The sequence below is a fragment of the Achromobacter sp. genome, assembly GCF_050285565.1.
Classification (GTDB): domain Bacteria; phylum Pseudomonadota; class Gammaproteobacteria; order Burkholderiales; family Burkholderiaceae_B; genus Achromobacter.
In genome coordinates this window covers 465207-487389 of the sequence record NZ_JBLZXG010000003.1, presented here as the reverse complement: position 1 = coordinate 487389, position 22183 = coordinate 465207, and the positions used below count along the sequence as shown (strand labels likewise).

General features: G+C 68.8%; 23 protein-coding genes. 12 read left to right on the top strand and 11 right to left on the bottom strand.

Going from position 1 to position 22183, the window contains the following annotated elements; translation table 11 throughout:
* The first annotated feature begins 113 nt into the window (after positions 1-113).
* From asd to ACN6O8_RS08130, 3 genes are all read left to right on the top strand, one after another.
* Entirely contained in the window at positions 114-980 is an 867-nt protein-coding gene (gene asd, locus ACN6O8_RS08140; RefSeq protein WP_427990544.1) for an archaetidylserine decarboxylase, read from the top strand.
* Positions 981-1132: 152 nt separating this feature from the next.
* Positions 1133-2341 carry an alpha-hydroxy acid oxidase gene (locus tag ACN6O8_RS08135; protein ID WP_427990543.1) on the top strand — a complete coding sequence of 403 codons (1209 nt, stop codon included), beginning with the start codon at positions 1133-1135 and terminating at the stop codon, positions 2339-2341.
* A gap of 119 nt (positions 2342-2460) precedes the next feature.
* Positions 2461-3624: a metallophosphoesterase gene (locus ACN6O8_RS08130; RefSeq protein WP_427990542.1), complete on the top strand. Its 1164-nt coding sequence runs from the start codon at positions 2461-2463 to the stop codon at positions 3622-3624.
* A gap of 31 nt (positions 3625-3655) precedes the next feature.
* Here the strand turns inward: ACN6O8_RS08130 and ACN6O8_RS08125 are convergent, their stop codons facing one another.
* The gene (locus ACN6O8_RS08125) at positions 3656-4111 is read right to left on the bottom strand and encodes an Lrp/AsnC family transcriptional regulator (RefSeq protein ID WP_427990541.1); all 456 of its coding nucleotides are present in this window, start codon (positions 4109-4111) and stop codon (positions 3656-3658) included.
* Positions 4112-4203: 92 nt separating this feature from the next.
* Here ACN6O8_RS08125 and ACN6O8_RS08120 point away from each other — a divergent pair, with 92 nt between their 5' ends.
* Positions 4204-5415: an MFS transporter gene (locus tag ACN6O8_RS08120; RefSeq protein WP_427990540.1), complete on the top strand. Its 1212-nt coding sequence runs from the start codon at positions 4204-4206 to the stop codon at positions 5413-5415.
* Positions 5416-5421: 6 nt separating this feature from the next.
* On the opposite strand, the gene ACN6O8_RS08115 is transcribed toward ACN6O8_RS08120, so the two are convergent.
* On the bottom strand, positions 5422-6393 hold the full coding sequence (locus tag ACN6O8_RS08115; RefSeq protein ID WP_427990539.1) for a GGDEF domain-containing protein: 972 nt from the start codon (positions 6391-6393) through the stop codon (positions 5422-5424).
* A gap of 139 nt (positions 6394-6532) precedes the next feature.
* The gene (locus ACN6O8_RS08110) at positions 6533-7354 is read right to left on the bottom strand and encodes a MetQ/NlpA family ABC transporter substrate-binding protein (RefSeq protein WP_427990538.1); all 822 of its coding nucleotides are present in this window, start codon (positions 7352-7354) and stop codon (positions 6533-6535) included.
* A gap of 150 nt (positions 7355-7504) precedes the next feature.
* On the opposite strand from ACN6O8_RS08110, the gene rocF reads away from it, so the two are divergent.
* A complete protein-coding gene (gene rocF / locus ACN6O8_RS08105) occupies positions 7505-8443 on the top strand; it encodes an arginase (RefSeq protein WP_427990537.1) in 939 nt (312 codons plus the stop codon).
* A gap of 4 nt (positions 8444-8447) precedes the next feature.
* On the opposite strand, the gene ACN6O8_RS08100 is transcribed toward rocF, so the two are convergent.
* Positions 8448-8594, bottom strand: a complete 147-nt coding sequence (locus tag ACN6O8_RS08100) for a hypothetical protein (protein ID WP_427990536.1) — start codon at positions 8592-8594, stop codon at positions 8448-8450.
* Between the two features lie 80 nt (positions 8595-8674).
* Here ACN6O8_RS08100 and ACN6O8_RS08095 point away from each other — a divergent pair, with 80 nt between their 5' ends.
* From ACN6O8_RS08095 to ACN6O8_RS08085, 3 genes are all read left to right on the top strand, one after another.
* Positions 8675-9736, top strand: coding sequence for an alcohol dehydrogenase (locus tag ACN6O8_RS08095; protein WP_427990535.1), 1062 nt, complete (start codon positions 8675-8677; stop codon positions 9734-9736).
* Positions 9737-9838: 102 nt separating this feature from the next.
* Positions 9839-10216 carry a DUF423 domain-containing protein gene (locus ACN6O8_RS08090; protein WP_427990534.1) on the top strand — a complete coding sequence of 126 codons (378 nt, stop codon included), beginning with the start codon at positions 9839-9841 and terminating at the stop codon, positions 10214-10216.
* Positions 10217-10291: 75 nt separating this feature from the next.
* Positions 10292-11200 (top strand): DMT family transporter, encoded by a 909-nt coding sequence (locus ACN6O8_RS08085; protein WP_427990533.1) that lies wholly within the window; start codon positions 10292-10294, stop codon positions 11198-11200.
* Positions 11201-11209: 9 nt separating this feature from the next.
* On the opposite strand, the gene ACN6O8_RS08080 is transcribed toward ACN6O8_RS08085, so the two are convergent.
* On the bottom strand, positions 11210-11848 hold the full coding sequence (locus ACN6O8_RS08080; protein WP_427990687.1) for a glutathione S-transferase family protein: 639 nt from the start codon (positions 11846-11848) through the stop codon (positions 11210-11212).
* A gap of 5 nt (positions 11849-11853) precedes the next feature.
* Entirely contained in the window at positions 11854-13026 is a 1173-nt protein-coding gene (locus ACN6O8_RS08075) for a PQQ-dependent sugar dehydrogenase (protein WP_427990532.1), read from the bottom strand.
* A gap of 119 nt (positions 13027-13145) precedes the next feature.
* Between ACN6O8_RS08075 and ACN6O8_RS08070 the strand changes: the two genes are divergently transcribed.
* Complete coding sequence (locus ACN6O8_RS08070; protein WP_427990531.1) at positions 13146-13760, top strand: glutathione S-transferase family protein; 615 nt, start codon at positions 13146-13148, stop codon at positions 13758-13760.
* Positions 13761-13850: 90 nt separating this feature from the next.
* Here ACN6O8_RS08070 and ACN6O8_RS08065 read toward each other — a convergent pair whose 3' ends face one another.
* Positions 13851-14798: a LysR family transcriptional regulator gene (locus ACN6O8_RS08065; RefSeq protein ID WP_427990530.1), complete on the bottom strand. Its 948-nt coding sequence runs from the start codon at positions 14796-14798 to the stop codon at positions 13851-13853.
* Positions 14799-14917: 119 nt separating this feature from the next.
* Between ACN6O8_RS08065 and ACN6O8_RS08060 the strand changes: the two genes are divergently transcribed.
* From ACN6O8_RS08060 to ACN6O8_RS08050, 3 genes are read left to right on the top strand one after another with little or no spacing between them, the layout of a single operon-like run.
* Positions 14918-15898 carry a Bug family tripartite tricarboxylate transporter substrate binding protein gene (locus ACN6O8_RS08060; RefSeq protein ID WP_427990529.1) on the top strand — a complete coding sequence of 327 codons (981 nt, stop codon included), beginning with the start codon at positions 14918-14920 and terminating at the stop codon, positions 15896-15898.
* Positions 15899-15906: 8 nt separating this feature from the next.
* A complete protein-coding gene (locus ACN6O8_RS08055) occupies positions 15907-17403 on the top strand; it encodes an N-acyl-D-amino-acid deacylase family protein (RefSeq protein WP_427990528.1) in 1497 nt (498 codons plus the stop codon).
* Positions 17396-18139, top strand: coding sequence for an aspartate/glutamate racemase family protein (locus tag ACN6O8_RS08050; protein WP_427990527.1), 744 nt, complete (start codon positions 17396-17398; stop codon positions 18137-18139). Before ACN6O8_RS08055 ends, ACN6O8_RS08050 begins: the two co-directional genes overlap by 8 nt.
* A 234-nt stretch (positions 18140-18373) precedes the next feature.
* Here the strand turns inward: ACN6O8_RS08050 and ACN6O8_RS08045 are convergent, their stop codons facing one another.
* From ACN6O8_RS08045 to livH, 4 genes are read right to left on the bottom strand one after another with little or no spacing between them, the layout of a single operon-like run.
* Positions 18374-19075 (bottom strand): ABC transporter ATP-binding protein, encoded by a 702-nt coding sequence (locus ACN6O8_RS08045; protein ID WP_427990526.1) that lies wholly within the window; start codon positions 19073-19075, stop codon positions 18374-18376.
* Positions 19076-19843 carry a high-affinity branched-chain amino acid ABC transporter ATP-binding protein LivG gene (livG, locus tag ACN6O8_RS08040; RefSeq protein WP_049073551.1) on the bottom strand — a complete coding sequence of 256 codons (768 nt, stop codon included), beginning with the start codon at positions 19841-19843 and terminating at the stop codon, positions 19076-19078.
* Entirely contained in the window at positions 19840-21075 is a 1236-nt protein-coding gene (locus ACN6O8_RS08035; RefSeq protein WP_427990525.1) for a high-affinity branched-chain amino acid ABC transporter permease LivM, read from the bottom strand. The genes livG and ACN6O8_RS08035 overlap by 4 nt, the downstream gene beginning before the upstream one ends.
* Entirely contained in the window at positions 21075-22001 is a 927-nt protein-coding gene (gene livH, locus ACN6O8_RS08030; protein WP_427990524.1) for a high-affinity branched-chain amino acid ABC transporter permease LivH, read from the bottom strand. Before livH ends, ACN6O8_RS08035 begins: the two co-directional genes overlap by 1 nt.
* Between the last annotated feature and the right edge of the window lie 182 nt (positions 22002-22183).

Here is a 22183-nt window from a genome sequence, read left to right as displayed (position 1 = left end):
CGCGCATTGCACGCCCTGGCTCGCGCTCGCATGCAGACTGCGGCCCCACCTCGCGCGCGACCGCCTCCAACCACGTCCCGCTGTACGCGGGACGCGTTTTTTAACGCTCCTAGATGACGATCAAAGACCAACTCTTCCTCGCCAGCCAGTACCTTGCGCCGCATCACCTGGTATCGCGTTTCTTCGGATACGCCTCGGATTGCCGGGAACCCGCGGTCAAGAACTGGATGATCTCGCGCTTCGTGCGCAAGTACGGCGTGGACATGCGCGAAGCCGTGCAGGAAGACGCGCTGGCCTACGATTGCTTCAACGACTTCTTCACCCGCGCCCTCAAGCCGGACGCCCGTCCGCTGGACGACGAACCGGGCGGCGTGCTGTGCCCGGCGGACGGCGCCATCAGCCAGATGGGCGCCATCGAGCACGGCCGCATCTTTCAGGCCAAGGGCCACAGCTATGGCCTGACCGACCTGCTGGGCGGCGACGCCGAGCGCGCCGCGCCGTTCCAGGGCGGCGAATTCGCCACCATCTACCTGTCGCCCAAGGACTATCACCGCGTCCACATGCCGGTGGCCGGCACGCTGCGCGAGATGGTTCACGTCCCCGGCCGGCTGTTCTCGGTCAATCCGCTGACCGCGCGCAACGTGCCGCGCCTGTTCGCGCGCAACGAACGGGTGGTCTGTCTGTTCGACACCGAGCATGGGCCCATGGCCGTAGTGCTGGTCGGCGCCATGATTGTCGCCTCGATCGAAACCGTCTGGGCCGGCCTGGTGACGCCGCACAAGCGCCGCGTCAAGGCAGTGCGCTACGACGACGCCGCGCGCGCGCCGATCCAACTGGCCAAGGGCGCCGAAATGGGCCGCTTCAAGCTGGGCTCGACCGCCATCGTGCTGTTCGGGCCGGGCAAGGTGCGCTGGGCCGACACGCCGTCGGTGCGCGGCCCGGTGCGCATGGGCGAATTGCTGGCGCTGCCGCGAGGCTAACGCGGCAACGCCGCTCCGACCCGCCGCACTGGCGACAGCCGCGGGCCGCGCAAGACGCGTCCAATTTTCAATAAAGCGAACATAATTCTAGGAATTTATTCGCTTTATACGATGAATTGCCGTCGGTAAATTGGCGCTTTTTCGCGCCCGTCATGACCCCGACCGCCCTGCCCGCCACCCGCCCCGCCGCCCATCCCGCCAGCCGCCCGTCCCGCGCCCTGGCGCGCATGCTGTCGCTGGACGACTTCGAAGCCGCCGCCCGCCGGCGCCTGCCGCGTCCGATCTTCGGCTATGTGGCCGGCGCCGCCGAGGACAACCAGTCGTTGCGCGCCAATCGCGACGCCTTCGGCCGCTACGCCTTCCAGCCACGCGTGCTGGTCGACGTGTCGCGCCGCAGCCAGCATGTGGAGCTGTTCGGCCGCCGTTACGAATCGCCCTTCGGCATCGCCCCCATGGGCATCAGCGCCCTGTCCGCCTACCGTGGCGACATCGTGCTGGCGCGGGCCGCGCGTGAACAGGGCATTCCCGCGATCCTCAGCGGCACGGCGCTGATCGCGCTCGAAGACGTCATCAAGGAAGCGCCGGGCACCTGGTTCCAGGCCTACCTGCCCGGCGACCCGGCACGCATCGACGCGCTGGTGGCGCGCGCCGCGCGCGCCGGCTACGACACCCTGGTGCTGACGGTGGACATTCCGGTGTCCGCCAACCGCGAAAACAACGTGCGCACCGGCTTCTCGACGCCGCTCAAGCCCAGCCTGCGGCTGGCATGGGACGGCCTGACGCGGCCGCGCTGGCTGGCCGGCACCTTCCTGCGCACGCTGCTGGCCCATGGCATGCCGCATTTCGAAAACTCGTTCGCCACCCGCGGCGCGCCGATCGTGTCGGCCTCGGTGCTGCGCGACTTCAGCGCGCGCGATCACCTGAATTGGGAACACGTGGCGCGCATCCGCCGCCAGTGGCCGGGCACGCTCATCATCAAGGGCATCCTGCATCCGCAGGACGCGCGGCTGGCGCGCGAACACGGCGCCGACGGCGTCATCGTGTCGAACCATGGCGGCCGCCAGTTGGACGGCGCCATTTCGCCGCTGCGGGCCCTGCCCGGCGTGGTGGCCGAGGCCGGCGCCATGCCCGTCATGATGGACAGCGGCGTGCGCCGTGGCGGCGACGTATTGAAGGCGCTGGCGCTGGGCGCGCGCTTCGTGTTCGTGGGCCGGCCCTTCAACTATGCCGCCGCCGTCGGTGGCCAGGCGGGCGTGACGCACGCCATCAGTCTGTTGCGGGCCGAGGTCGACCGCAACATGGCCATGCTGGGCATCAACGGCCTCGACCAATTGGACGCGAGCCTGCTGGCGCCGGTCTGAGATCGCCGACGTTGTCCCTGGCCGGCCAGGACGGCCGGACGCCGCCCCGCAGGGCATAGAATGGCGGTTCCACCGCTCTCGCCGGTCCGGCCTCGCGCCGGCCCCCGCCCCTACCGCCCGTGTCCCTGCGCCAATCCTCGTTTTTCCTGCGTTTCCTGACCCTGGGCGCGCTCGCCCATGTCTACGTCGGCGCCCGCCTGATCGCCGACGCCGGACTCTCCGGTCCGGGCAGCGCCACCGCCATTTTGCTGCTGATCCTGTCGTGCGTCCTGATCCCGCTGGGCATGCTGGCGCGCTCGTCGGTGCATCCGCCGTGGGGCGACCGCATCGCCTGGATCGGCCTGATCGCGATGGGCCTGTTCTCGTCGCTGTTCGTGCTGACGGTATTGCGCGACGCGCTGCTGTTGATCCTCTGGCTGGTCGACCTGGCCACGGGTCTGGCGCCGCCCTGGATCGCGCTGCGCCGCGCCACCGCGCTGGGGGTGGCGGGGCTGGCGCTGGCGGCCACGCTGGTGGGGTTTCATAACGCCCGCCGCCGCGCCCGCGTGGTCACGGTGGACGTGCCCGTGCGCGGCCTGCCGGCGGAACTGGACGGTTTCACCATCGCGCAGATCAGCGACATCCATGTCGGCCCCACCATCAAGCGCCGCTACGTGCAGGCCATCGTCGACGCGGTCAACGGGCTGTCGCCGGACGTGATCGCCATCACCGGCGACGTGGTCGACGGCAGCGTCGAGCAACTGGCGGCGCAGGCCAGTCCGCTGGGCGCCCTGCGCGCGCCCTTCGGCGTGTACCTGGTGACGGGCAACCATGAATATTATTCGGGCGCCGCGCCCTGGGTGGAGGAGTTCCGCCGCCTGGGCCTGCGAGTGCTGATGAACGAGCACGCGGTGGTGCATCCGGCCGGCCTGCCGCTGGTGGTGGCTGGTGTCACCGACTACAGCGCCGGCGCCTTCGATCCGCGCCAGCGCAGCAACCCGGCGGCGGCGCTGGCGGGCGCCCCGCCCGACGCGGTGGCGCGGATCCTGCTGGCGCACCAGCCACGCAGCGCGGCCGCCGCCGCCCCGCTGGGCTACACGTTGCAGTTGTCCGGCCATACCCACGGTGGGCAGTTTTTCCCGTGGGGGTTTTTCGTGCGTTTCCAGCAGCCCTATACGGCGGGCCTGCACCGGCTCGGCCAGATGTGGATCTACGTCAGCCGCGGCACCGGTTACTGGGGACCGCCCAAGCGTCTGGGCGCGCCTTCGGAAATCACCCGCCTGCGGCTGCGGCCGGCGCGCTGAGGCGGCCGCCCGCCGGGGCGCGCGGGGCCGCTTAGTCGGCCTGCGGCAGCGGGCCGCGCTCCAGGTAGCTGGTCAAGGCGATGTCGCTGGTGGTGTTGGTGATGCCCTCGATCTGGTGGATGCGCGCCAGCAGCGCCTCCAGCGCCTGGGTATCGCGCACCCGCACCTTGAGCAGCATCGCGCTCTTGCCGGTGATGGTGTGGATTTCCTCGACCTCGGTCAGCTCGGCCAGTCCCAACACCTGCTGGGTGATGCTCCAATTGTTGGTGTCCACGTGCACGAACGCCAGCAGCGGCCGGCCGATGCGGGCCCCATCGAGCCTGGCGGCGATGCCTTTGATCAGCCCATCGCGCTTGAGGCGCTTGACCCGCTCGTGCACGGCGGGGGCCGACAGGTTGAGCAATTTGCCCAGCTCGGCGTAGCTAGGCGTGGCGTCGTCCGCCAGCAGCGTTAACAGTTTTCGGTCGCGGTCGTCGAGGTCTGGCATTGGAATGAGGTTCTGCCTAACGGCATTCGAACTTTTACGGGATAAGGGAATATCGGTGTTAACCCTTATTTTATTCCAATAAAATTGCGCGAATGCAGAACCGCAACACCCCGCAGGACCCGCCGCGCAGCCAGCGCCTGCCGGCCGCCGTTCCCGCCCTCATGTTCGCCGTCAGCGTGGTCGGCTCCAACGGCCTGGCGCTCAGTCCCATCCTGGCCGACGTGGCGCGCACCTTCGCCAGCACGCCCCTTACCGTCAGCACCGCGATTTCCGCCTACGGCGCCGCCACGGCGGCCAGCGCCTTCCTGCTGGCCGCCCGCATCGACCGCTGGGGCATCCGCCGCGCGCTGCTCACGGCGATGACCGTGCTGATCGCCGCGCTGTTGCTGTCGGCGGTCGCGCCGCACTGGAGCGTGCTGACCGTGGCCCAGGCGCTGGCCGGTGGCGCCGCCGGCGTGATCCTGCCGGCCGCCTATGGCTCGGCCTCGCTGGTGGCCGCCGCGGGCCAGGAAACGCGGGCGCTGGGCCGGGTGATCTCGGGCTGGTCGGTGTCGTTGGTGGCCGGCGTGCCGCTGTCGGCGCTGATTTCCGACGCCGTCGGGTGGCGCGCCACCTATGGCGTGCTGGCGTTGTGCGCGGCGCTGGCCCTGGCCGCCCTGCGGGCACTGCCGGAACGCCGCAACACCGATGCCGCGCCGCCACGGCTGTCGCGCCTGCTGGCGCCGCTGTCTTACCGCGACGTGCCGGCGCTGCTGCTGGGCTGCCTGGCGTTCTCGGCGGCGTTCTATGGCGTCTACGCCTTCCTGGCCGACCACGTGCGCACCCTGCTGGCGCTGACGGCGGGTCAGGTGGGCTTCATTGCCTTCGCCTATGGCGCCGGCTTCCTGCTGGCCGGCCTGGCGGGCGCGCCGCTGATCGAGCGGCTGGGGCCGCGGCGGGCCTTGCCGCTGGCGCTGGCCGCTATCGCCCTGGTCTACCTGGCGTTGCTGCCTGCCGCGCATGCGCTGGCGGCGGTGCTGGCGCTCGCCGTGCTATGGGGGGCCGCCTCGCAACTGAGCCTGAACCTGCTGGTGCTGCTGCTGTCGCGCGCCCGGCCGGACGCACGGGGCGCCGTGCTGGGCCTGAACACCTGCACCACTTACCTGGGCGCCAGTGTCGGCACGGCGGTGGCCGGCACCCTCTACACCCATGCCGGCTTCGCGCGCCTTGCGCTGGCCGCGGCCGCCGTGGTGGCGTTGGCGGCGTTGATGCTGCATTGGCGCCTGAATGGCCGCCACGCCGGCGAGCGCCGCGCCGCCGCCTGAGCCGTTTCAGGCCGGCAGCACCACGGCGCAGTCGCGCCCCGCGCGCTTGGCCCGGTACAACGCCTGGTCGGCGCGCCGCAGCACGTCCGACATGCTGGCATCGGTCTCCAGAAAGCGCGTGATGCCGCCACTGGCCGAGAGCACCAGCGCGTGGCCGTCGATGTTCGCCGGATGCTGCCGCAGACAGGCGCGTAAGCGGTCGCACACCGCCAGCGCCACCTCCGCGTCGGCGTCGGCCAGCAGCACCACGAACTCCTCGCCGCCGAGTCGCCCGACCGAATCGTCGTCGCGCAGGCAGCCGCGCAACTGGTCGCAGAAGTGACGCAGCGCCGCATCGCCGCCCAGGTGTCCGTAGCGGTCGTTGACTTGCTTGAAATAGTCCAGATCAAGCATCAGCGCGGTATGGCAGGCGCCGCGCTTGGCCGCTTCCAGCAGGCCCTTCATGCGTTGCAGGATCTCGGCGCGGGTCCAACAGCCGGTCAGGCCATCGACCTTGGCCATGCGGGCCAGCGCGGCCTCATTGCGGCGGTTCTCGGTCATGTCCATGCCGATGTTGACGACGCTGCCGTCCGGCAGGCGCACGTTCGACCACATCACCGACAGGCGCTCGCCGTTGCGGGCCAGCGGCTGCCATTCGCGGAACGAAGGGTGCGGCGCCGGCCCGACGCTGTCGAGCACGCGCGCGCGGATCTCCGGGTCGGGATAGAACAATGCCAGCGGTTCGGCGTGGCGGTTGATTTCGTCCCGGGTCCAGCCGAAACGGCGCACACAGGCGTCGTTCCAGAGCCGGCACTTGCCCTGCCCGTCGAAGGCGTTGATCAGCACGGGCGCGTTCTGGAACAGCGCCTCGTACTGCGCCACGACCTCGCGCAGGCGCGCCAGTTCTTCGTCGCGCGGATCAGCGGCGGCGGCACGGCCGCAGGCAGCTTCCCGCGGCGGCGCGGCAATCAGGGCGTCATTCGGGGAGACGAGTCGCATGGTTGACAGGCGGCAAAGGCGGCGCGGCCCGGCCAAGTCCGGGCCCAGGGCGTGAAAAGCGGGGCCAGTATACGTTCAACCCCGCCCGGCGAATGCCAAGAATCGTCAATTCGCGCCGGCCGTCGCCGGCGCGCGGGCGCTACCAGGGAAAGGTGATCAGATCGCCATACAGGCTGCGCAGCTTGGCCTTGACCTCGGGCGACTGCTGGTAGATGGAAATGAACTTCAACAGCCGCGGATCCTGCGCGCGATCGGGCCGCGTGACCCAGCGGATGGCGTAGCGGCGCACGTTGGCCGGATCGGTGTTGTCGAACGCCAGGCCATCCTTTTCGTCCAGCCCGGCCTGCTTGGCGAAGGTGGTGTAGGTGACCGAGGCGGTCACGTCATCGAACGCGCGCGCCGACTGCGAGCCTTCGATCTGCACGAATTTCAGGCGCTTGGGATTGTCGGTCACGTCTTCGATCGTGGCCTGGTGCGCCACGCCGGGCTTGAGCTTGATCAGGCCGATGGATTCCAGCAGCAGCAAGGCGCGGCCGGTGTTGACGGGGTCGTTGGGCACGGCCACGGTGGCGCCGTCCGGCAGCGGCTGGCCGCGCTTGAGCTTCTTGGAGAACAGGCCGATGGTGGTCGAATAGCCGTAGGCGATGGGCGTGAGGTTGGCGCCGCGCCGGGCATTGAACAGTTGCAGGAACGGTTCGTGCTGGAAGAAGTTGGCGTCGACCGAGCCGTCGGCCACGGCGATGTTGGGCAGAACCCAGTCGTTGAATTCGACCAGCTCGACTTCGAGGCCGGCTTTGCGCGCCTCGGCCACGGCCACCTCGGTGGCCGCGTTGGCGAGCGCGGGAATCAGCCCGATGCGCAGCGGCTTGTCGGCCGCCTGGGCGGACGCCGCGCCAACCAGCCCAAGGGCGGCCACGGCGGCGGCACGCGCCAGCTTCAGAAACAGGGAGTGCAAAGACATGGAATCATCCGGTGGAAAACGCGCGATACGCGTATTGTGCCGCAGCCGCGCGCCGGGGCGGCCAAAGGCCTTGGCCGCGTAATGGCGATCCTGCCATGCCGGGGCGCTACACTCGACCCGGACTGAAACCCTGCATCACGGAGGCCGACCTTGCAAAACCCCGCCACCCTGCCCCGGCACGTCACGTTGATCGGCGCCCCCACGGATATCGGCGCGGGCGCGCGCGGCGCCTCCATGGGCCCGGAAGCCCTGCGCGTGGCCGGCATCGGCCCGGTCATCGAAGCCCAGGGCTTCACCGTCACCGACCGGGGCAATCTGTATGGGCCGGCCAATCCCTGGCAACCGCCGGTGGACGGCTACCGTCACCTGGACGAGGTGGCCGCCTGGAACCAGGCCGTGCACGACGCGATGTACGAGGCCCTGTCGCAAGGATCGCTGCCGATCCTGCTGGGCGGCGACCACTGCCTGGGCATCGGCTCGATCAGCGCGGTGGCGCGCCATTGCCGCGCCAGCGGCAGGAAACTGCGGGTGCTGTGGCTGGACGCGCACACCGATTTCAACACCAACACGCTCACCCCCACCGGCAACATCCACGGCATGCCGGTGGCCTGCCTGTGCGGGCATGGCCCCGCGCAGATCACCGGCATGTCGGGCCGGACGCCCGACATCGATCCGTCCTGGGTGCGCCAGATCGGCATCCGCAGTGTCGACGAGGGCGAGAAACGCCTGGTGCACCAGGCCGGCCTGGAAGTCTTCGACATGCGCTACCTGGACGAAATGGGCATGCGCGCGACCATGCAAGCCGCGTTGGCCGGGCTGGACGCCGACACGCACCTGCACGTCAGCTTCGATGTCGATTTTCTCGACCCCGAGATCGCGCCCGGGGTCGGCACCACCGTGATGGGCGGGCCGACCTACCGCGAGGCGCAACTGTGCATGGAAATGATTGCCGATACCGGGCTGATGCGCTCGCTGGACGTGGTCGAACTGAATCCGGCCTTCGACGTGCGCAACAAGACCGCCGACCTGGCGGTGGACCTGATCGAGAGCCTGTTCGGCAAGTCGACGCTGGTGCGGCGCGGCGCCTGAGCGCTCAGTCCCGGGCCGCCTGCCGCGGCAGCGCGGCGCGCGTGGGGCGGGTCTGGCCGGTGTAGCGGCGCAAGCCGGCCGCCGGCACCTTCGAGGGCGCGCTGGTCAACCAGAAGGTGCGCGTGTTGCCCATCGCCACTAAACTGATCAAGCGAGAAGCTGTCCGTCTCGCAGGCCGACAGCGAATGCCCCCTTGGTCAAGAAATAAATCCATCCCGCAGGAGACATCCCATGAAGTGCTATTGCGTCGTCAATTTCCGCGAACCGTTGCAGGAAATGGAGCAGGCCACCCCCGCGCCGCAAGGGTCGCAGGTGCTGTTGAAGGTGCGCGCGGCGGGAGTCTGTCACAGCGACATCCACTTGTGGGAAGGCGGCTACGACCTGGGCCAGGGCCGCACCCTGTCGCTCAAGGAGCGCGGCGTCTCGCTGCCGCTGACGATGGGCCATGAAACGGTCGGCAGCGTGGTCGCGGCGGGCCCGGACGCGCAGGGAGTGCAGGCCGGCCGCAACTACCTGGTCTACCCGTGGATCGGCTGCGGCGCCTGCCCGACCTGCCTGTCGGGCCAGGAGAACCACTGCACCGCGCCCGCCTGCCTGGGCGTGCACCGGGCCGGCGGCTATGCCGACCACATCCTGGTGCCGCACCCGCGCTACCTGATCGACATCGGCGACCTCGATCCGGCCCGCATCGCGCCCTACGCGTGTTCGGGGCTGACCACCTATTCGGCGCTGCGCAAGATCGGCGAGGCCGTCTACCGTGAGCATCCAGTGGTTATCTTCGGCGCTGGCGGCCTGGGCCTGATGAGCCTGACCCTGATCAAGGCGCTCGGCGGCAAGGGCGCCATCGTGGTCGACATCGATCCTGCCAAGCGCCAGGCCGCGCTGGAGGCCGGCGCCCTGGCCGCCATCGACGGCGCCGCGCCCGATGCCGCGCAGCAAATCATCCAGGCCGCCGGCGGCAAGCCGCTGCAGGCCGCCATCGACCTGGTGGGCGCGCCGTCGACGACCTCGCTGGCGTTCGACTTTCTGACCAAGGGCGGCAAGCTCATCATCGTCGGCCTGTTCGGCGGCGCCGCGTCGTGGCCGATCGCGCTGATACCGATGAAGGCCATGTCCATCATGGGCAGCTACGTCGGCAACCTGGCCGAACTACGCGAACTGATGGAACTGGTGCGCGCCGGCAAGGTGCCGCCGATGCCGGTGCACCGCTATCCGCTGGACGCGGCCGACAGCGTGCTGGCGTCGCTGCGCGCCGGCAAGGTGCTGGGCCGCGCGGTGCTGACCGTGGACTGACCCGGGAGCAGGCGGCGCGGGCCGCGGTGTCCGGCGGCGCGATTCGATTGGGCCTATCATAGACCCCGACGCTTCTTCCCACGCCTGCACAAAGGACCTCGCATGACCGACCGCCAGCTCACCCTCCTCGCGGCCATCAACCTGCTGATCGCCGTCGGCGCCGGCGCCTTCGGCGCGCATGGACTCAAGCGCCTGGTCTCGCCCGAGCTGCTGTCGGTCTGGCAGACCGGCGTCATGTACCATCTGGTTCATGGGCTGGGCCTGTTCATCATCGCGCTGCTCGGCGCGCGCTACGGCTCGCCGCTGCTGTCGGCCGCCGGGCTGGTGATGTTCATCGGCATCGTCCTGTTCTCGGGCAGCCTGTACGTCCTGACCCTGACCGGCACCCATTGGCTGGGCGCGATCACGCCGGTGGGCGGCGCGGCTTTCCTGGCCGCCTGGGCGATGGTGGCGCTGGCCGCCTACCGCGCCCAGGGCTGAACCCTGGCCGGGCCTGCCCCGGCGACCCCGCTTTACCCTCCAGGCGGCCGCGGCCGCCTTTCCTGCTGAACCCCGATGTCTTCCTCTCCTGTTTTTCCCGCCGCGCGTGACCGCTCGGCCTTCGCCGGCATCGCCTGTGTCGCCGGCGGCATCTTCTTCCTGACGCTCAGCGACGCCAACGCCAAGTGGCTGGGCAGCACCTACAACCCGCTGCAGATCCTGTTCCTGCGCGCGCTGATCGCGCTGCCGTTCGTGACCGCGCTGGCCGTCTGGCTGGGCGGACGCCGCGTGTTGCGCACGGCCCATCCCGGGCTGCACCTGACCCGCGGCGCCATCAACGTGGTCTCGGCCTGTTGTTTCTACCTGGGATTGCGCGCGCTGCCGCTGGCCGAAGCCACCGCCATCGCCTTCGCCGCGCCGCTATTCGTGACGGCGCTGTCGGTGCTGATCCTGAAAGAGCGCGTCGATGGCCGGCGCTGGCTGGCGGTGCTGGCCGGGTTCGCGGGCGTGCTGATCATCGTGCGGCCCGGCACCGACGCCTTCCAGGCCGCCACCCTGCTGCCGCTGACCACCGCCTTCCTCTACGCGGTGATGATGATCACGGCGCGCGGCATCAGCCGTGGCGAAGGCATGCTGACCACCACGTTCTACATCGTCGCCGGCCAACTGGTGTGCAGCGCGCTGGCCCTGCCGTGGATCTGGCACGCGCCGGCCATGGCCGACCTGCCCTATTTCGCCGCGGTGGCGCTGTTCAGCACGCTGGGGTTGGCGCTGATCACCCAGGGCTTTCGCATCGCGCCGGCTTCGGTGGTGGCGCCGTTCGACTACACCGGCCTGATCTGGGCCACGCTGCTGGGCTGGATCTTCTGGCGCGAGGCGCCCGACGCCTATGCCTACCTGGGCGCCTTGTTCATCGCCGGCAGCGGCGTCTACATCGCGCTGCGCGAGGCGCGCGGCGCACACAAGCGGCGCGCCAAAGCCTAGCCGCGCGGCCTACTCGGTCGGCGGCGGGAAGTTGCGCTGCAGCACCCGCGCCACGGTCGGCTCGCGCGCCGCCTGGCGCGCCACCGCGGTCAGCGCCGGGCAGTTGGCCTCGAACCAGGCCTGGCCCGGGCGCCAGCGCGTCATCACGGTCACGTACAGATCCAGCGCCGAGAAGCGGCGGCCCAGCATGTGCGGGGCGCCCGCCTGGCGTTCCAGTTCCAGCCACAGCTCGGCGCGGCGCATGTGCACCCGCTCGCGCAACAGCTCGGCCGGCGCGCCCGGCGTGGTCCATTGCGGCGGATCGTCGCCGTAGGTGAAGGTGGGATAGATCGCCGCCACCAGGCGCAGCAGCAGGTTCAGGAACCGAGCCCGCTCGGGCCGCGCGGGCTCGGGCGCCAGCCCCGCCTGCGGCGCGACATCGTGCAGGTGCAGCACCATGGCCGCGCTTTCGGTCATCACCTCGCCGTCCGGCGTGATCAGCGTCGGGACCTGCCCCAGCGGGTTCAGGCGCAGCAGTCGGTCGCGCTCGGGGCCGGGCTTGAGGTATGGCACGTCGGTCAGCGTGTGCGGCACATTGGCCAGCGCCAGCGCCATTTCGACGATGGCCGAGCCGCAGCCCGGCGAACCGATCAACTCATAGGTCTTCATCACGGTCACCCTCCCGATTGCATCGGCGCCAGCCGCAGCAGCTCGCCCGGCGAGGCGTCGGTCAACACGTACACATAGCCATCCAACCCCTGCCGCACGTCGCGGATGCGGGCCTTGCGCTCGCCCAGCAGCCGCTCCTCGGCCACCACCTTGTCGCCATCCAGCGTCAGCCGGATCAGGTTCTGGTCGGCCAGCGCGCCGATGAACAGCGAATGGCGCCAGGCCGGAAAGCGATCGGCGTCATAGAACGCCATGCCGCTGACGGCCGGCGACCTGCCCCACCAGTACAACGGCGGCTCCATGCCGGGCAGGGTCGCGCCCTGGGCCTCCGGTATCGGCTGGCCCGAATAGTTGATGCCGTGGGTCGCCAGCGGCCAACCGTAGTTCCTGCCGGCCTGCACCAGGTTGATTTCGTCGCCGCCGCGCGGGCCATGCTCGTTCTCCCACAACGCGCCGGTCCAGGGATTGCGCGCCATGCCCTGCGGATTGCGATGCCCGTACGACCAGATCTCGGGCCGCGCGCCGGCCTTGCCGACGAAGGGATTGTCGGCCGGCACCGAGCCGTCGGCCTGCAGGCGCACCACCTTGCCCTGCAGCTTGTCCAGGTCCTGCGCGGTCGGGCGCTGGTTGTTCTCGCCCAGGGAGATGAACAGGTGGCCCTTGCCGTCGAACACCAGACGCGAGCCGAAGTGCAGCCCCTGCGACAGCTTGGGCGCCTGGCGGAACAGCACCTGGAAATCCTCCAACGCGCTGGCGTCGGCCGACAGGCGCCCGCGACCGACCGCGGTGCCGCTGCGCGAACCGTCGGATTCGGCATACGAAAGATAGACGTAGCGATCCTGCGCGAAACCCGGCGACAGCGCCACGTCGAGCAGGCCGCCCTGCCCCTGCGCCGCCACCTTGGGCACGCCGGCCAGCGGTTCGGACAGGCCGCCGGGCGTGCGCAGCAGGCGCAGGTTGCCCGGCCGCTCGGTAATCAGCACGCCGCCTTCGGGCAGGAAGGCCATCGACCAGGGATGATCCAGGCCGCCGACCACCACCGTCACCTGGGCGGGCGCGGCGGGCGGCTGGTCGGGGCTTTTCTGCGGCGCGGCCCAGGCCGCGGCCGCGCACAGGGCGGCGCCGGCGAAGACGATCAGGGAGGAGGCGCGACGGCTCGCGGACGGGCGTGACGGCATGGACATCTCCGGCGGCGGGTGAGGCGGCAGCGCACGCTCGGCGGCGCCTCGCGGGTGGCGTACCATAGGAGTCAGCGACGGGTGGCTTCCCGTCCATTCCTCTCAGGAGACTCTCTTACATGAAACTGTACTACATGCCCGGCGCGTGCTCGCTCGCTTCCCACATTGTGCTGGAGTGGATCGGCAAGCCGTACGAAACGCACAAGCTCAGCCGCGACGAACTCAAAGGGCCGGCGTTCCTCAAGGTCAACCCGCTGGGCGCCGTGCCCGCCCTGGACGACGACGGTTTCACGCTGACCCAGAACGTCGCGATTCTCGAATACCTGGCCGAGCAGGCGCCGCAGGCCAAGCTGCTGGGCGACGGCTCGGCCCGCTCGCGCGCCGACGTACGCCGCTGGCTCGGCTTCATCAACTCCGACATCCACAAGACCTTTTCGATGATCTTCGGCGCCGGCCGCTTCCTGGCCGAGCAAGCCCCGCAGCAGGAGCTGGCGGCCTCCGCGTCCAAGCTGCTGACGCGCCTGTTCGCGCTGCTGGACGCCCAGTTGATCAACCAGCCTTACCTGGGCGGCGAGCAACCGTCGATCGCCGACGCGTACCTGTACGTGGTGCTGCGCTGGGCCCATGCCAAGCAGATCGACCTGTCGGGCCAGGAGCACCTGGCCGCGTTCTTCAAGCGCATGCAGGACAATGCCGGCGTCAAGGCCGCGCTCAAGGCCGAAGGCCTGGAATAAGGGCCGCCGGGCCGGCGGCACGCCGGCCCCGAACGCCCTGCCGCCCTTGGCCGTCGGGGCGTTTTTTCTTGTGCGCGGGCGCGTTTCCCTTCAGCCGCCCGCCGGCGCCGCGCTGTCCAGGGTCTTCTTGACCGCCGCCAGGAAACGCCGCGCCAGCAGCGGCGGCGCGCTCAGGTTCGAATGCGTGGCCCAGATCTCCACACTCGCGCCTGGCGCGATCGGCCGCAGCACCATGCTTTCGGTCTGGTCGGGCGACACGCACCAGGCATCCACCAGCGCCGGCCCCAGGCCGTGCTGCACGAACGAACAGGCCGTCACCGGCGAATGCACCTCCACCGCCGCCGGACACGCGGGCGCGCCGCCGAAGAACGATTGCAGCGCGCGTCCCAGCGGCGTATCGCGCGGGTAACCGATCCAGGCGGCGGACGCGAAGTCCTCCGGATGCACCACCGCGTGCGCGGCCAGCGGATGGCCCTTGGGCAGCACACACACTACCGGTACGGTCGCCAGCTTGATCGAAGTCAGATTGGGATGATCGGGCGGCCGCATCGAGATGCCGATATCGGCCTGGCCCGACAGGAAATACGCCGCCAGCTCATCGAAGGTGACGCTGCGGTAATCGACCCGCGCCGCGCCGTTGCGGTCGCGAAAGCGCGCCAGCGCCATCGGCACCAGCCGCTGGCCATAGCTGGCGCTGGCCACGATCCTGAGCATGCCGGCGCCGGACTGCCCCAGGCTGGCGGCCAGGTCGTTGACGCGCTGGATGCCGCCGTAGACCTGCTCGACCTCGGCGTACAGGCGCCGCGCCTCGGCGGTGGGCGACAGCCGGCTCCTGACCCGCTCGAACAGGTGGTAGCCGAGCCGGTCCTCGGTCAGCGCCAGCACCCGGCTCACCGCCGGCTGCGACACATGCAGCATGCGGCCGGCGCCGCTGATCGAACCGGCCATCATGATGGCGCGGAACACCTCGATCTGGCGCAGGTTCAACGGCCGGCCGGCGCTGGGCGCGAGCGCGTCGGCATCGTCGTGCGCATCCATTCTCTTCCCCTTGATCAATAACGGCGGATTATAGGTTTTCGACATTTTTCGATGACGCGGTGCCGCAACCCCGGTGCTAATCTGCCCGCCTCCACACAACAAAACAAGGGGAATCCAGCATGCAACGCACCTTTTTCCGCCGCCTCGCCGCCCTGGCGCTGGCCGCCACCTTCAGCGCCGGCGCCCAAGCGGCCGGCGCCTATCCCGACAAGCCGATCACCTTCATCGTGCCCTCGGCCGCCGGCGGTTCGCCCGACGTGCTGTCGCGCCTGATCACCACGCAACTGGCCAAGGACACCGGCGCCACCCTGGTGGTGGAAAACCGCCCCGGCGCGGCCGGCAACATCGGCATTGCCCTGGTCAAGCGCGCCGCGCCGGACGGCTACACCGTCGGCTACGGCAACATCAACACGCTGGCGGTCAACCGCTCGCTGTTCAAGCGCCTGCCCTACGACGTGGACCAGGACCTGACGCCCGTGGCGCACCTGTTCGACCTGTACAACGCGCTGATCGTGCCGGCCGACTCGCCCGTCAAGAGCGTGCAGGACCTGATCGACCGCGCCCGCAAGGAGCCGGGCCGCCTGTCGTACGGCGCCTCCGGCGTCGGCACCACCGGCCACATGGGCGGCGAACTGTTCAAGAGCATGGCCAAGGTCGAGGTCATGTTCATTCCCTACAACGGCGGCCCCGCCGCCATCCAGGACCTGCTGGGCGGACGCCTGGACTACCTGTTCGTCAACACCTCCGAGGCCGTGCCCCTGGTCAAGAGCGGCAAGGTGCGCGCCATCGGCGTCAGCAGCCTCAAGCGCCTGGCGCTGATGCCCGACGTGCCCACCCTGGACGAGTCCGGCCTGAAGGGCTACGAAACCGTGGCCTGGGGCGGCGTCGTCGCCCCCAAGGGCACGCCGCCGGAAATCGTGAACCAGCTCAATGCCGCCATCCAGAAGGCATTGCAGGCGCCGCAGGTGCGCACCGGCCTGGCCACGCTGGGCGCCGAACCGGCCAGCGGCAGCCCCGCCGAGTTCAAGCAACTGATCGATCGCGAAACCGCCAAGTGGAAGCAGATCATCGACAACGCCGGCATCGAGAAACTGGACTGAGCCGCGCCATGACGGACCGCAGCACCGCGCCCGCCGTCGCCCCCGATGCGGACTTCATCGTGGCCGGCGCCACCCTCATCGACGGCAGCGGCGGGCCGTCGCGCCAGGGCGACCTGGCGGTGCGCGCCGGGCGCATCGTGGCGCTGGGGGACTTGCCCCATGCGCCCGGCGCGACGGTCATCGACGCCCGCGGCCTGGCCCTGGCGCCCGGCTTCATCGACTCGCACACCCACGACGACGGCTACCTGTTGGCGCATCCCGAGATGCTGCCCAAGGTCTCGCAAGGCATCACCACCGTGGTCACCGGCAACTGCGGCATCAGCCTGGCGCCGCTGTCGCGCCGCGAGATCCCGCAGCCGCTGGACCTGCTGGGACCGCCCGCCCTGTTCCGCTTCAGCACCTTCCGCGACTGGCTGCGGGCGCTGGCCGAGACGCCCGCAGCCGTCAACGTGATCCCGCTGGTCGGCCACACCACGCTGCGCGTGGCGGTCATGGACGACACCGGCCGCGCCGCCACGCAGGCCGAACGCCAGGCCATGCGCGCATTGCTCGAAGAGGCCTTGGCGGCCGGCGCCTTCGGCGTCTCCACCGGCACCTTCTACCCGCCCGCCAGCGCCGCGCCCACCGACGAGATCATCGACGTCTGCCAGCCGCTGCGCGGCCGCGCCGGCGCGATCTACGCCACCCACCTGCGCGACGAGGCCGACCACATCGTGCCCGCCATGGAAGAAGCGCTGCGGATCGGCCGCGAACTGGACTGCCGCGTGGTGTTCTCGCACCACAAGCTGGCCGGCGAACGCAACCACGGCCGCAGCCGCGAAACGCTGGACATGATCAGCCGCGCCGCCGCCACGCAGCGCGTCTGCCTCGACTGCCATCCGTATCCCGCCACCTCGACCATGCTGCGGCTGGATCGCGCCCGCCTGGCCAGCCGCACCATGATCACCTGGTCCAAAGGCTACCCCGAGGCCACCGGCCGCGACTTCGCCGAGGTCATGGCCGAACTGGGCCTGGACGACGAAGCCGTCATCGCCCGCCTGGCGCCCGCCGGCGCCATCTACTTCCTGATGGATCCGGCCGACGTCAACCGCATCTTCAGCCATCCGCTGACCATGGTCGGCTCGGATGGCCTGCCGTTCGATCCGCACCCGCACCCGCGCCAATGGGGCACTTTCACCAACGTGCTGCGCACCCTGGTGCGCGAGCAACAGTTGCTGTCGCTGGAAGCCGCCATCCACAAGATGACCGGCCTGGCGGCCGCCCAATACGGCCTTTCCGAGCGCGGCCTGCTGCGGCAGGGGTATCATGCTGACCTGGTGCTGTTCGATCCCGCCAACGTCACAGACAAGGCCACTTTTTCAGCTCCCGTTCAGGTCAGCCAGGGCATCCACGCCGTATGGGTCAATGGCAGGCAGGTCTGGGATGGGGAACGGACCGGCGCCGAACGCCCGGGCCAGGTACTGGCACCCGGTGATGCAATACCTTGGAGTCAACAAAGTGAATAGCTATTCCCAGGGCTGTTACCTGGGTGTTTTGGGCGGCATGGGCCCCATGGCCGGCGCCGCTTTCGCCCTGCGCCTGGCGGCGCTCACGCCCGCCGACGCGGACCAGCAGCACATCCCCACCCTGCTGCGCAACGATCCGCGCATCCCCGACCGTTCCAGCGCCTATATGGCCGGCGGCGAGAATCCCCTGCCCTACATGGTCGAAGGCGTGCGCTTCCTGGAACGCGCCGGCGCCCAGCTCATCGCCATTCCCTGCAACACCGCGCACCTCTGGTACGACGACATCGCCGCCGCCACGCGGCTGCCCGTGCTGCACATCATCCAGGCGGTCATCGACGACCTGCGCCGCCTCGGCCTGCACCAGGGCCGCATCGGCCTGATGGGCACCGCCGCCACGCTCAAGCTGGGCCTCTACCAGCGCCACCTCGAAGCCCAGGGCTACGAATGCATCGTCCCCGACGACGATGAGGTCGAACGCTACTGCATGGCCTCGATCCGCGCCGTCAAGGGCAACCAGCTCGAAGCCGCCTTCGCCCCCGCCGCCGACGGCATCGCGCGTCTCAAGGCCCGCGGCGCCGACGCCGTCGTCCTGGGCTGCACCGAGCTGCCCCTGGCCGTGCCCCACGCCCTGCGCTCCAGCCTGGGCGTCACCCTGACCGACTCCATCGACGCCCTGGCCCGCGCCGCCATCGCCCACTACCTGGCCGACCAGCCCGAGCAACGCATCGCGGCGTAAGCAAGGCCAGCGGCAGCGCCATCAAGCGCAAAGCAAACCAAGATGGCAACGACCAAGCGATCGTTGCCATCTTCACCGCTCCCCGCGGCAAAGCAGTTCCCCCACCTCTCTCCCCCTCCCCGGGCGGGCCACGAAGCACACCCGCTCCGCGCCACAAAAGCACAAGACAAAAAAAGGGCGCCCTTCGCAGTAGCGCCCAAATTTCCCTTCGCGGGGAATAAACAATCAAGCGGATCACCCGCCCAGATAAGCCTTACGCACCTGATCATTGACCAGCAGATTCGCCCCCGTATCCTGCAGCACGACCCGCCCGTTCTCCAGCACGTAACCGCGATCGGCCACCTGCAGCGCCTTGTTGGCATTCTGCTCGACCAGGAACACCGTCACGCCCTGCTCGCGGATCTCGCGGATGATGTCGAAGATCTGCGCGATCACCAGCGGCGCCAGCCCCAGCGTCGGCTCGTCCAGCAGCAGCAGGCGCGGCCGCGTCATCAGCGCCCGCCCGATCGCCAGCATCTGCTGCTCGCCGCCCGACATCAGCCCCGCCCGCTGGCTGGCCCGCTCCTTCAGGCGCGGGAACAGGCCATAGACGTGCTCGATGCCCGCCTGGATCTCCTCGCGCTTGGAGAAAAAGCCCCCCATCATCAGGTTCTCGGCCACCGTCAGGTCCTTGAACACGCGCCGCCCTTCCGGCGAAATGGCGATGCCATTGCGCATGATGTGGTGCGTGTCCTTGTGGGTGATGTCCTCGCCCTCGAAGGTGATCTTGCCTTCCCTGGCGCGCGGATTGCCGCAGACCGTCATCAGCAGCGTGGTCTTGCCGGCGCCGTTGGCGCCGATCAGGGTCACGATCTCGCCCTTGTTGACGTCCACCGACACGCCGTTCAGCGCCTGGATGGCGCCATAGAACGTGTGAATGTTTTCCAGCTTCAGCATTTATTCCTCCCCCAGGTACGCCTTGATGACGCGCTCGTCGTTGCGCACCTGCTCGGGGGTGCCGGTAGTGATGGGCTTGCCGTGCTCCATGACCAGGATGCGGTCGGAAATGCCCATGATCAGGCTCATGTCGTGCTCGATCAGCAGCACCGCCACGCCGAACTCGCGGCGCAACTGGTCGATCAACGATTGCAGATCGCGCTTTTCCTGCGGGTTCAGGCCGGCGGCCGGTTCGTCCAGCATCAGCAGGCGCGGCTTGGTGATCATGCAGCGCGCGATCTCCAGCCGGCGCTGGTGACCATAGGCCAGGTTGCCAGCCTCGCGGTTGGCATACTCGCGCAGCCCCATGAAATCCAGCCACTGCGCCGCGCGCGACAGCGCGTCGGCTTCCGACTGGCGGTAGGACTTGAGCTTGAGCAGGCCCGGCAGCAGGCGCGACTCCACTTGCGTGTGCTGCGCCACCAGCAGGTTCTCCAGCACCGTCAACTGCTTGAACAACCGCACGTTCTGGAACGTGCGCACCAGGCCGTGGCGCGCCACCTTGTGGCTGGGCAGGCCGGTGATGGACTTGCCGTCCATCACGATATCGCCGGCCGTCGGTGCATAGAAACCGCCGACGCAGTTGAACACGGTGGTCTTGCCGGCCCCGTTCGGGCCGATGATGGCGAACACCTCGTCGGATTTGACTTCGAACGCCACGCTATCGACGGCCAGCAGGCCGCCGAAGCGCATGGTCAGTCCGGATACTTTCAGCAATGCCTCGCTCATTTAGCCAGCTCCACGTGGGGACGCTTCATGGGCAACAACCCCTGCGGACGCCACATCATCATCAACACCATCACCAGACCGAACATCAGCATCCGGTATTCGGCGAACTCGCGCGCCAGCTCGGGCAGCACGGTCAGCAGCATGGCAGCGAGGATCACGCCTACCTGAGAACCCATGCCGCCCAGCACCACGATCGCCAGGATCAGCGCGGATTCGATGAACGTGAAGGACTCCGGATTCACCATGCCCTGGCGCGCCGCGAAGAACGCGCCGCCAAAGCCGGCAAACATGGCGCCCAGCGTGAACGCGGACAGCTTGATGCGCGTGGGGTTCAGGCCCAGCGAACGGCAGGCGATCTCGTCCTCGCGCAGCGCCTCCCAGGCGCGGCCGACCGGCATGCGGATCAGGCGCGTGGACACGAACAGCGTGATCAGCGCCAGCAACAGCGCCATCATGTACAGGTAGATCACCATGTGCTGGTTCTGGAACGTCAGCCCGAAGAAGTCGTGGAACGTCGTCGCGCCCTCCTCGCTGGCGCGGCGCGTCATTTCCAGGCCGAACACCGACGGCTTGGGAATGCCCGAAATGCCGTCCGGGCCGCCGGTGAGCGTGTTCAGGTTGATCAGCAACAGGCGGATCATCTCGCCGAAGCCCAGCGTCACGATGGCCAGGTAGTCGCCGCGCAGGCGCAGCACCGGAAAGCCCAGGACGAAGCCGAACAGCGCGGCCATCGCGCCCGAGAACGGCAGCGCCTCCCAGAAGCTCCAGCCGCCCCAGTGGTACAGCAAGGCATAGGTGTAGGCGCCGACGGCGTAGAAGCCGACGAAACCCAGATCCAGCAGCCCGGCGAAACCGACCACGATGTTCAGGCCCAGGCCCAGCATCACGTAGATCAGCACCAGCGTGGCGATGTCCACCGAACTGCGGCCGGCGAAGAACGGCCAGGTCACCGCCACCGCCAGGATCAGCAGCATCAGCAGCTTGTGGTTCTTGGCCGGCGCCGACGGCAGCGTCGGCAGGTCTTTCTTGAGCTTCTGGAACGGCTTGGCGATCCACGGCCGCAGCAACTGGAACACGAACACGACCGCGGCGGCGATGGCCACCAGCGACCAGTGCGATTCCATCGAGGTGCGCGCGCCCTGGCGGATCAGTTGCAGGCCGAAGACGGGGGTGACGATGACGGCGGTCAGCACCGCCGCCATGGTGGCGTTTTTCAGGTTGTTGTTCGACATCAGACTTTTTCCACCTCAGGTTTGCCCAACAGCCCGGTGGGACGGAACAGCAGAATCAGAACCAGCAGCGAGAACGCCACGATGTCCTTGTACTGCGACGAGATATAGGCTGCCGCGAACGTTTCGGCCAGGCCCAGCAACACGCCGCCCAGCATGGCGCCGGGGATGCTGCCGATGCCGCCCAGCACCGCCGCCGTGAAGGCCTTGATGCCGGCCAGAAAGCCGATGAAGGGATTGAGCTTGCCGATGGTGATGGCGATCAGCACGCCGCCCACCGCCGCCAGGATCGCGCCCATCACGAAGGTGAACGAGATCACGCGGTTGGTGTCGATACCCAGCAGGTTGGCCATGTGCATGTCCTGCGAGCAGGCGCGCGAAGCGCGGCCCATGCGGGAATACTTGATGAACAGCGTCAGCGCCACCATCAGCACCACGGTCACCAGGATGATCATGATGCGCGAATACGGCACCGTGACATCGAAATCGGAACCCATGTGGAACTGCACCGCGCCGGACACCAGCGACGGCACCGCCATGTCGCGCGCGCCCTGGCCCAGGGCGACCCAGTTCTGCAAGAAGATCGACATGCCGATGGCCGAGATCAGCGCCACCAGGCGGGGACTGCCACGCACCGGGCGATACGCGACCCGCTCGACGCTGAAACCGTAGATGCCGGTGACGACAATGGCCACCAGCAGCATCGCGGCGATGATGAACGGCACCGGCAGGCCGCTGCCCGTGCCGATGGCCGTCAGGGTGACCAGGCCGACATAGGCGCCAATCATGTAGATTTCGCCGTGAGCGAAGTTGATCATACCGATGATGCCGTAGACCATTGTGTAGCCGATGGCAATCAACGCATAGATCGCGCCCAGAGACAATCCGTTGAAGAATTGCTGGGTAAGTTGGGGTATGAGGTCGGACATTATTTCTCTTGCTCCAAATAGTTCCGGCTCCGGTAGAGAGACCCGGAGCCGGAAACCTGGGCGTATTTTAAGGGCCTGTGGTCAGCGCATGCCGGCCGCACAGCGCTTTTGGCGCATCGCTACGCGGATTACGGCACAACGACGACGACAGGCCCTTCGCGCCGGCACCACGCCGGCGGAAT

Coding starts and splice junctions, on each gene's coding strand:
- asd (WP_427990544.1), top strand. CDS start 114: ATGACGATCAAAGACCAACTCTTCCTCGCCAGCCAGTACCTTGCGCCG.
- ACN6O8_RS08135 (WP_427990543.1), top strand. CDS start 1,133: ATGACCCCGACCGCCCTGCCCGCCACCCGCCCCGCCGCCCATCCCGCC.
- ACN6O8_RS08125 (WP_427990541.1), bottom strand. CDS start 4,111: ATGCCAGACCTCGACGACCGCGACCGAAAACTGTTAACGCTGCTGGCG.
- ACN6O8_RS08120 (WP_427990540.1), top strand. CDS start 4,204: ATGCAGAACCGCAACACCCCGCAGGACCCGCCGCGCAGCCAGCGCCTG.
- ACN6O8_RS08115 (WP_427990539.1), bottom strand. CDS start 6,393: ATGCGACTCGTCTCCCCGAATGACGCCCTGATTGCCGCGCCGCCGCGG.
- ACN6O8_RS08110 (WP_427990538.1), bottom strand. CDS start 7,354: ATGTCTTTGCACTCCCTGTTTCTGAAGCTGGCGCGTGCCGCCGCCGTG.
- ACN6O8_RS08095 (WP_427990535.1), top strand. CDS start 8,675: ATGAAGTGCTATTGCGTCGTCAATTTCCGCGAACCGTTGCAGGAAATG.
- ACN6O8_RS08090 (WP_427990534.1), top strand. CDS start 9,839: ATGACCGACCGCCAGCTCACCCTCCTCGCGGCCATCAACCTGCTGATC.
- ACN6O8_RS08085 (WP_427990533.1), top strand. CDS start 10,292: ATGTCTTCCTCTCCTGTTTTTCCCGCCGCGCGTGACCGCTCGGCCTTC.
- ACN6O8_RS08080 (WP_427990687.1), bottom strand. CDS start 11,848: ATGAAGACCTATGAGTTGATCGGTTCGCCGGGCTGCGGCTCGGCCATC.
- ACN6O8_RS08075 (WP_427990532.1), bottom strand. CDS start 13,026: ATGCCGTCACGCCCGTCCGCGAGCCGTCGCGCCTCCTCCCTGATCGTC.
- ACN6O8_RS08070 (WP_427990531.1), top strand. CDS start 13,146: ATGAAACTGTACTACATGCCCGGCGCGTGCTCGCTCGCTTCCCACATT.
- ACN6O8_RS08065 (WP_427990530.1), bottom strand. CDS start 14,798: ATGGATGCGCACGACGATGCCGACGCGCTCGCGCCCAGCGCCGGCCGG.
- ACN6O8_RS08060 (WP_427990529.1), top strand. CDS start 14,918: ATGCAACGCACCTTTTTCCGCCGCCTCGCCGCCCTGGCGCTGGCCGCC.
- ACN6O8_RS08055 (WP_427990528.1), top strand. CDS start 15,907: ATGACGGACCGCAGCACCGCGCCCGCCGTCGCCCCCGATGCGGACTTC.
- ACN6O8_RS08045 (WP_427990526.1), bottom strand. CDS start 19,075: ATGCTGAAGCTGGAAAACATTCACACGTTCTATGGCGCCATCCAGGCG.
- livG (WP_049073551.1), bottom strand. CDS start 19,843: ATGAGCGAGGCATTGCTGAAAGTATCCGGACTGACCATGCGCTTCGGC.
- ACN6O8_RS08035 (WP_427990525.1), bottom strand. CDS start 21,075: ATGTCGAACAACAACCTGAAAAACGCCACCATGGCGGCGGTGCTGACC.
- livH (WP_427990524.1), bottom strand. CDS start 22,001: ATGTCCGACCTCATACCCCAACTTACCCAGCAATTCTTCAACGGATTG.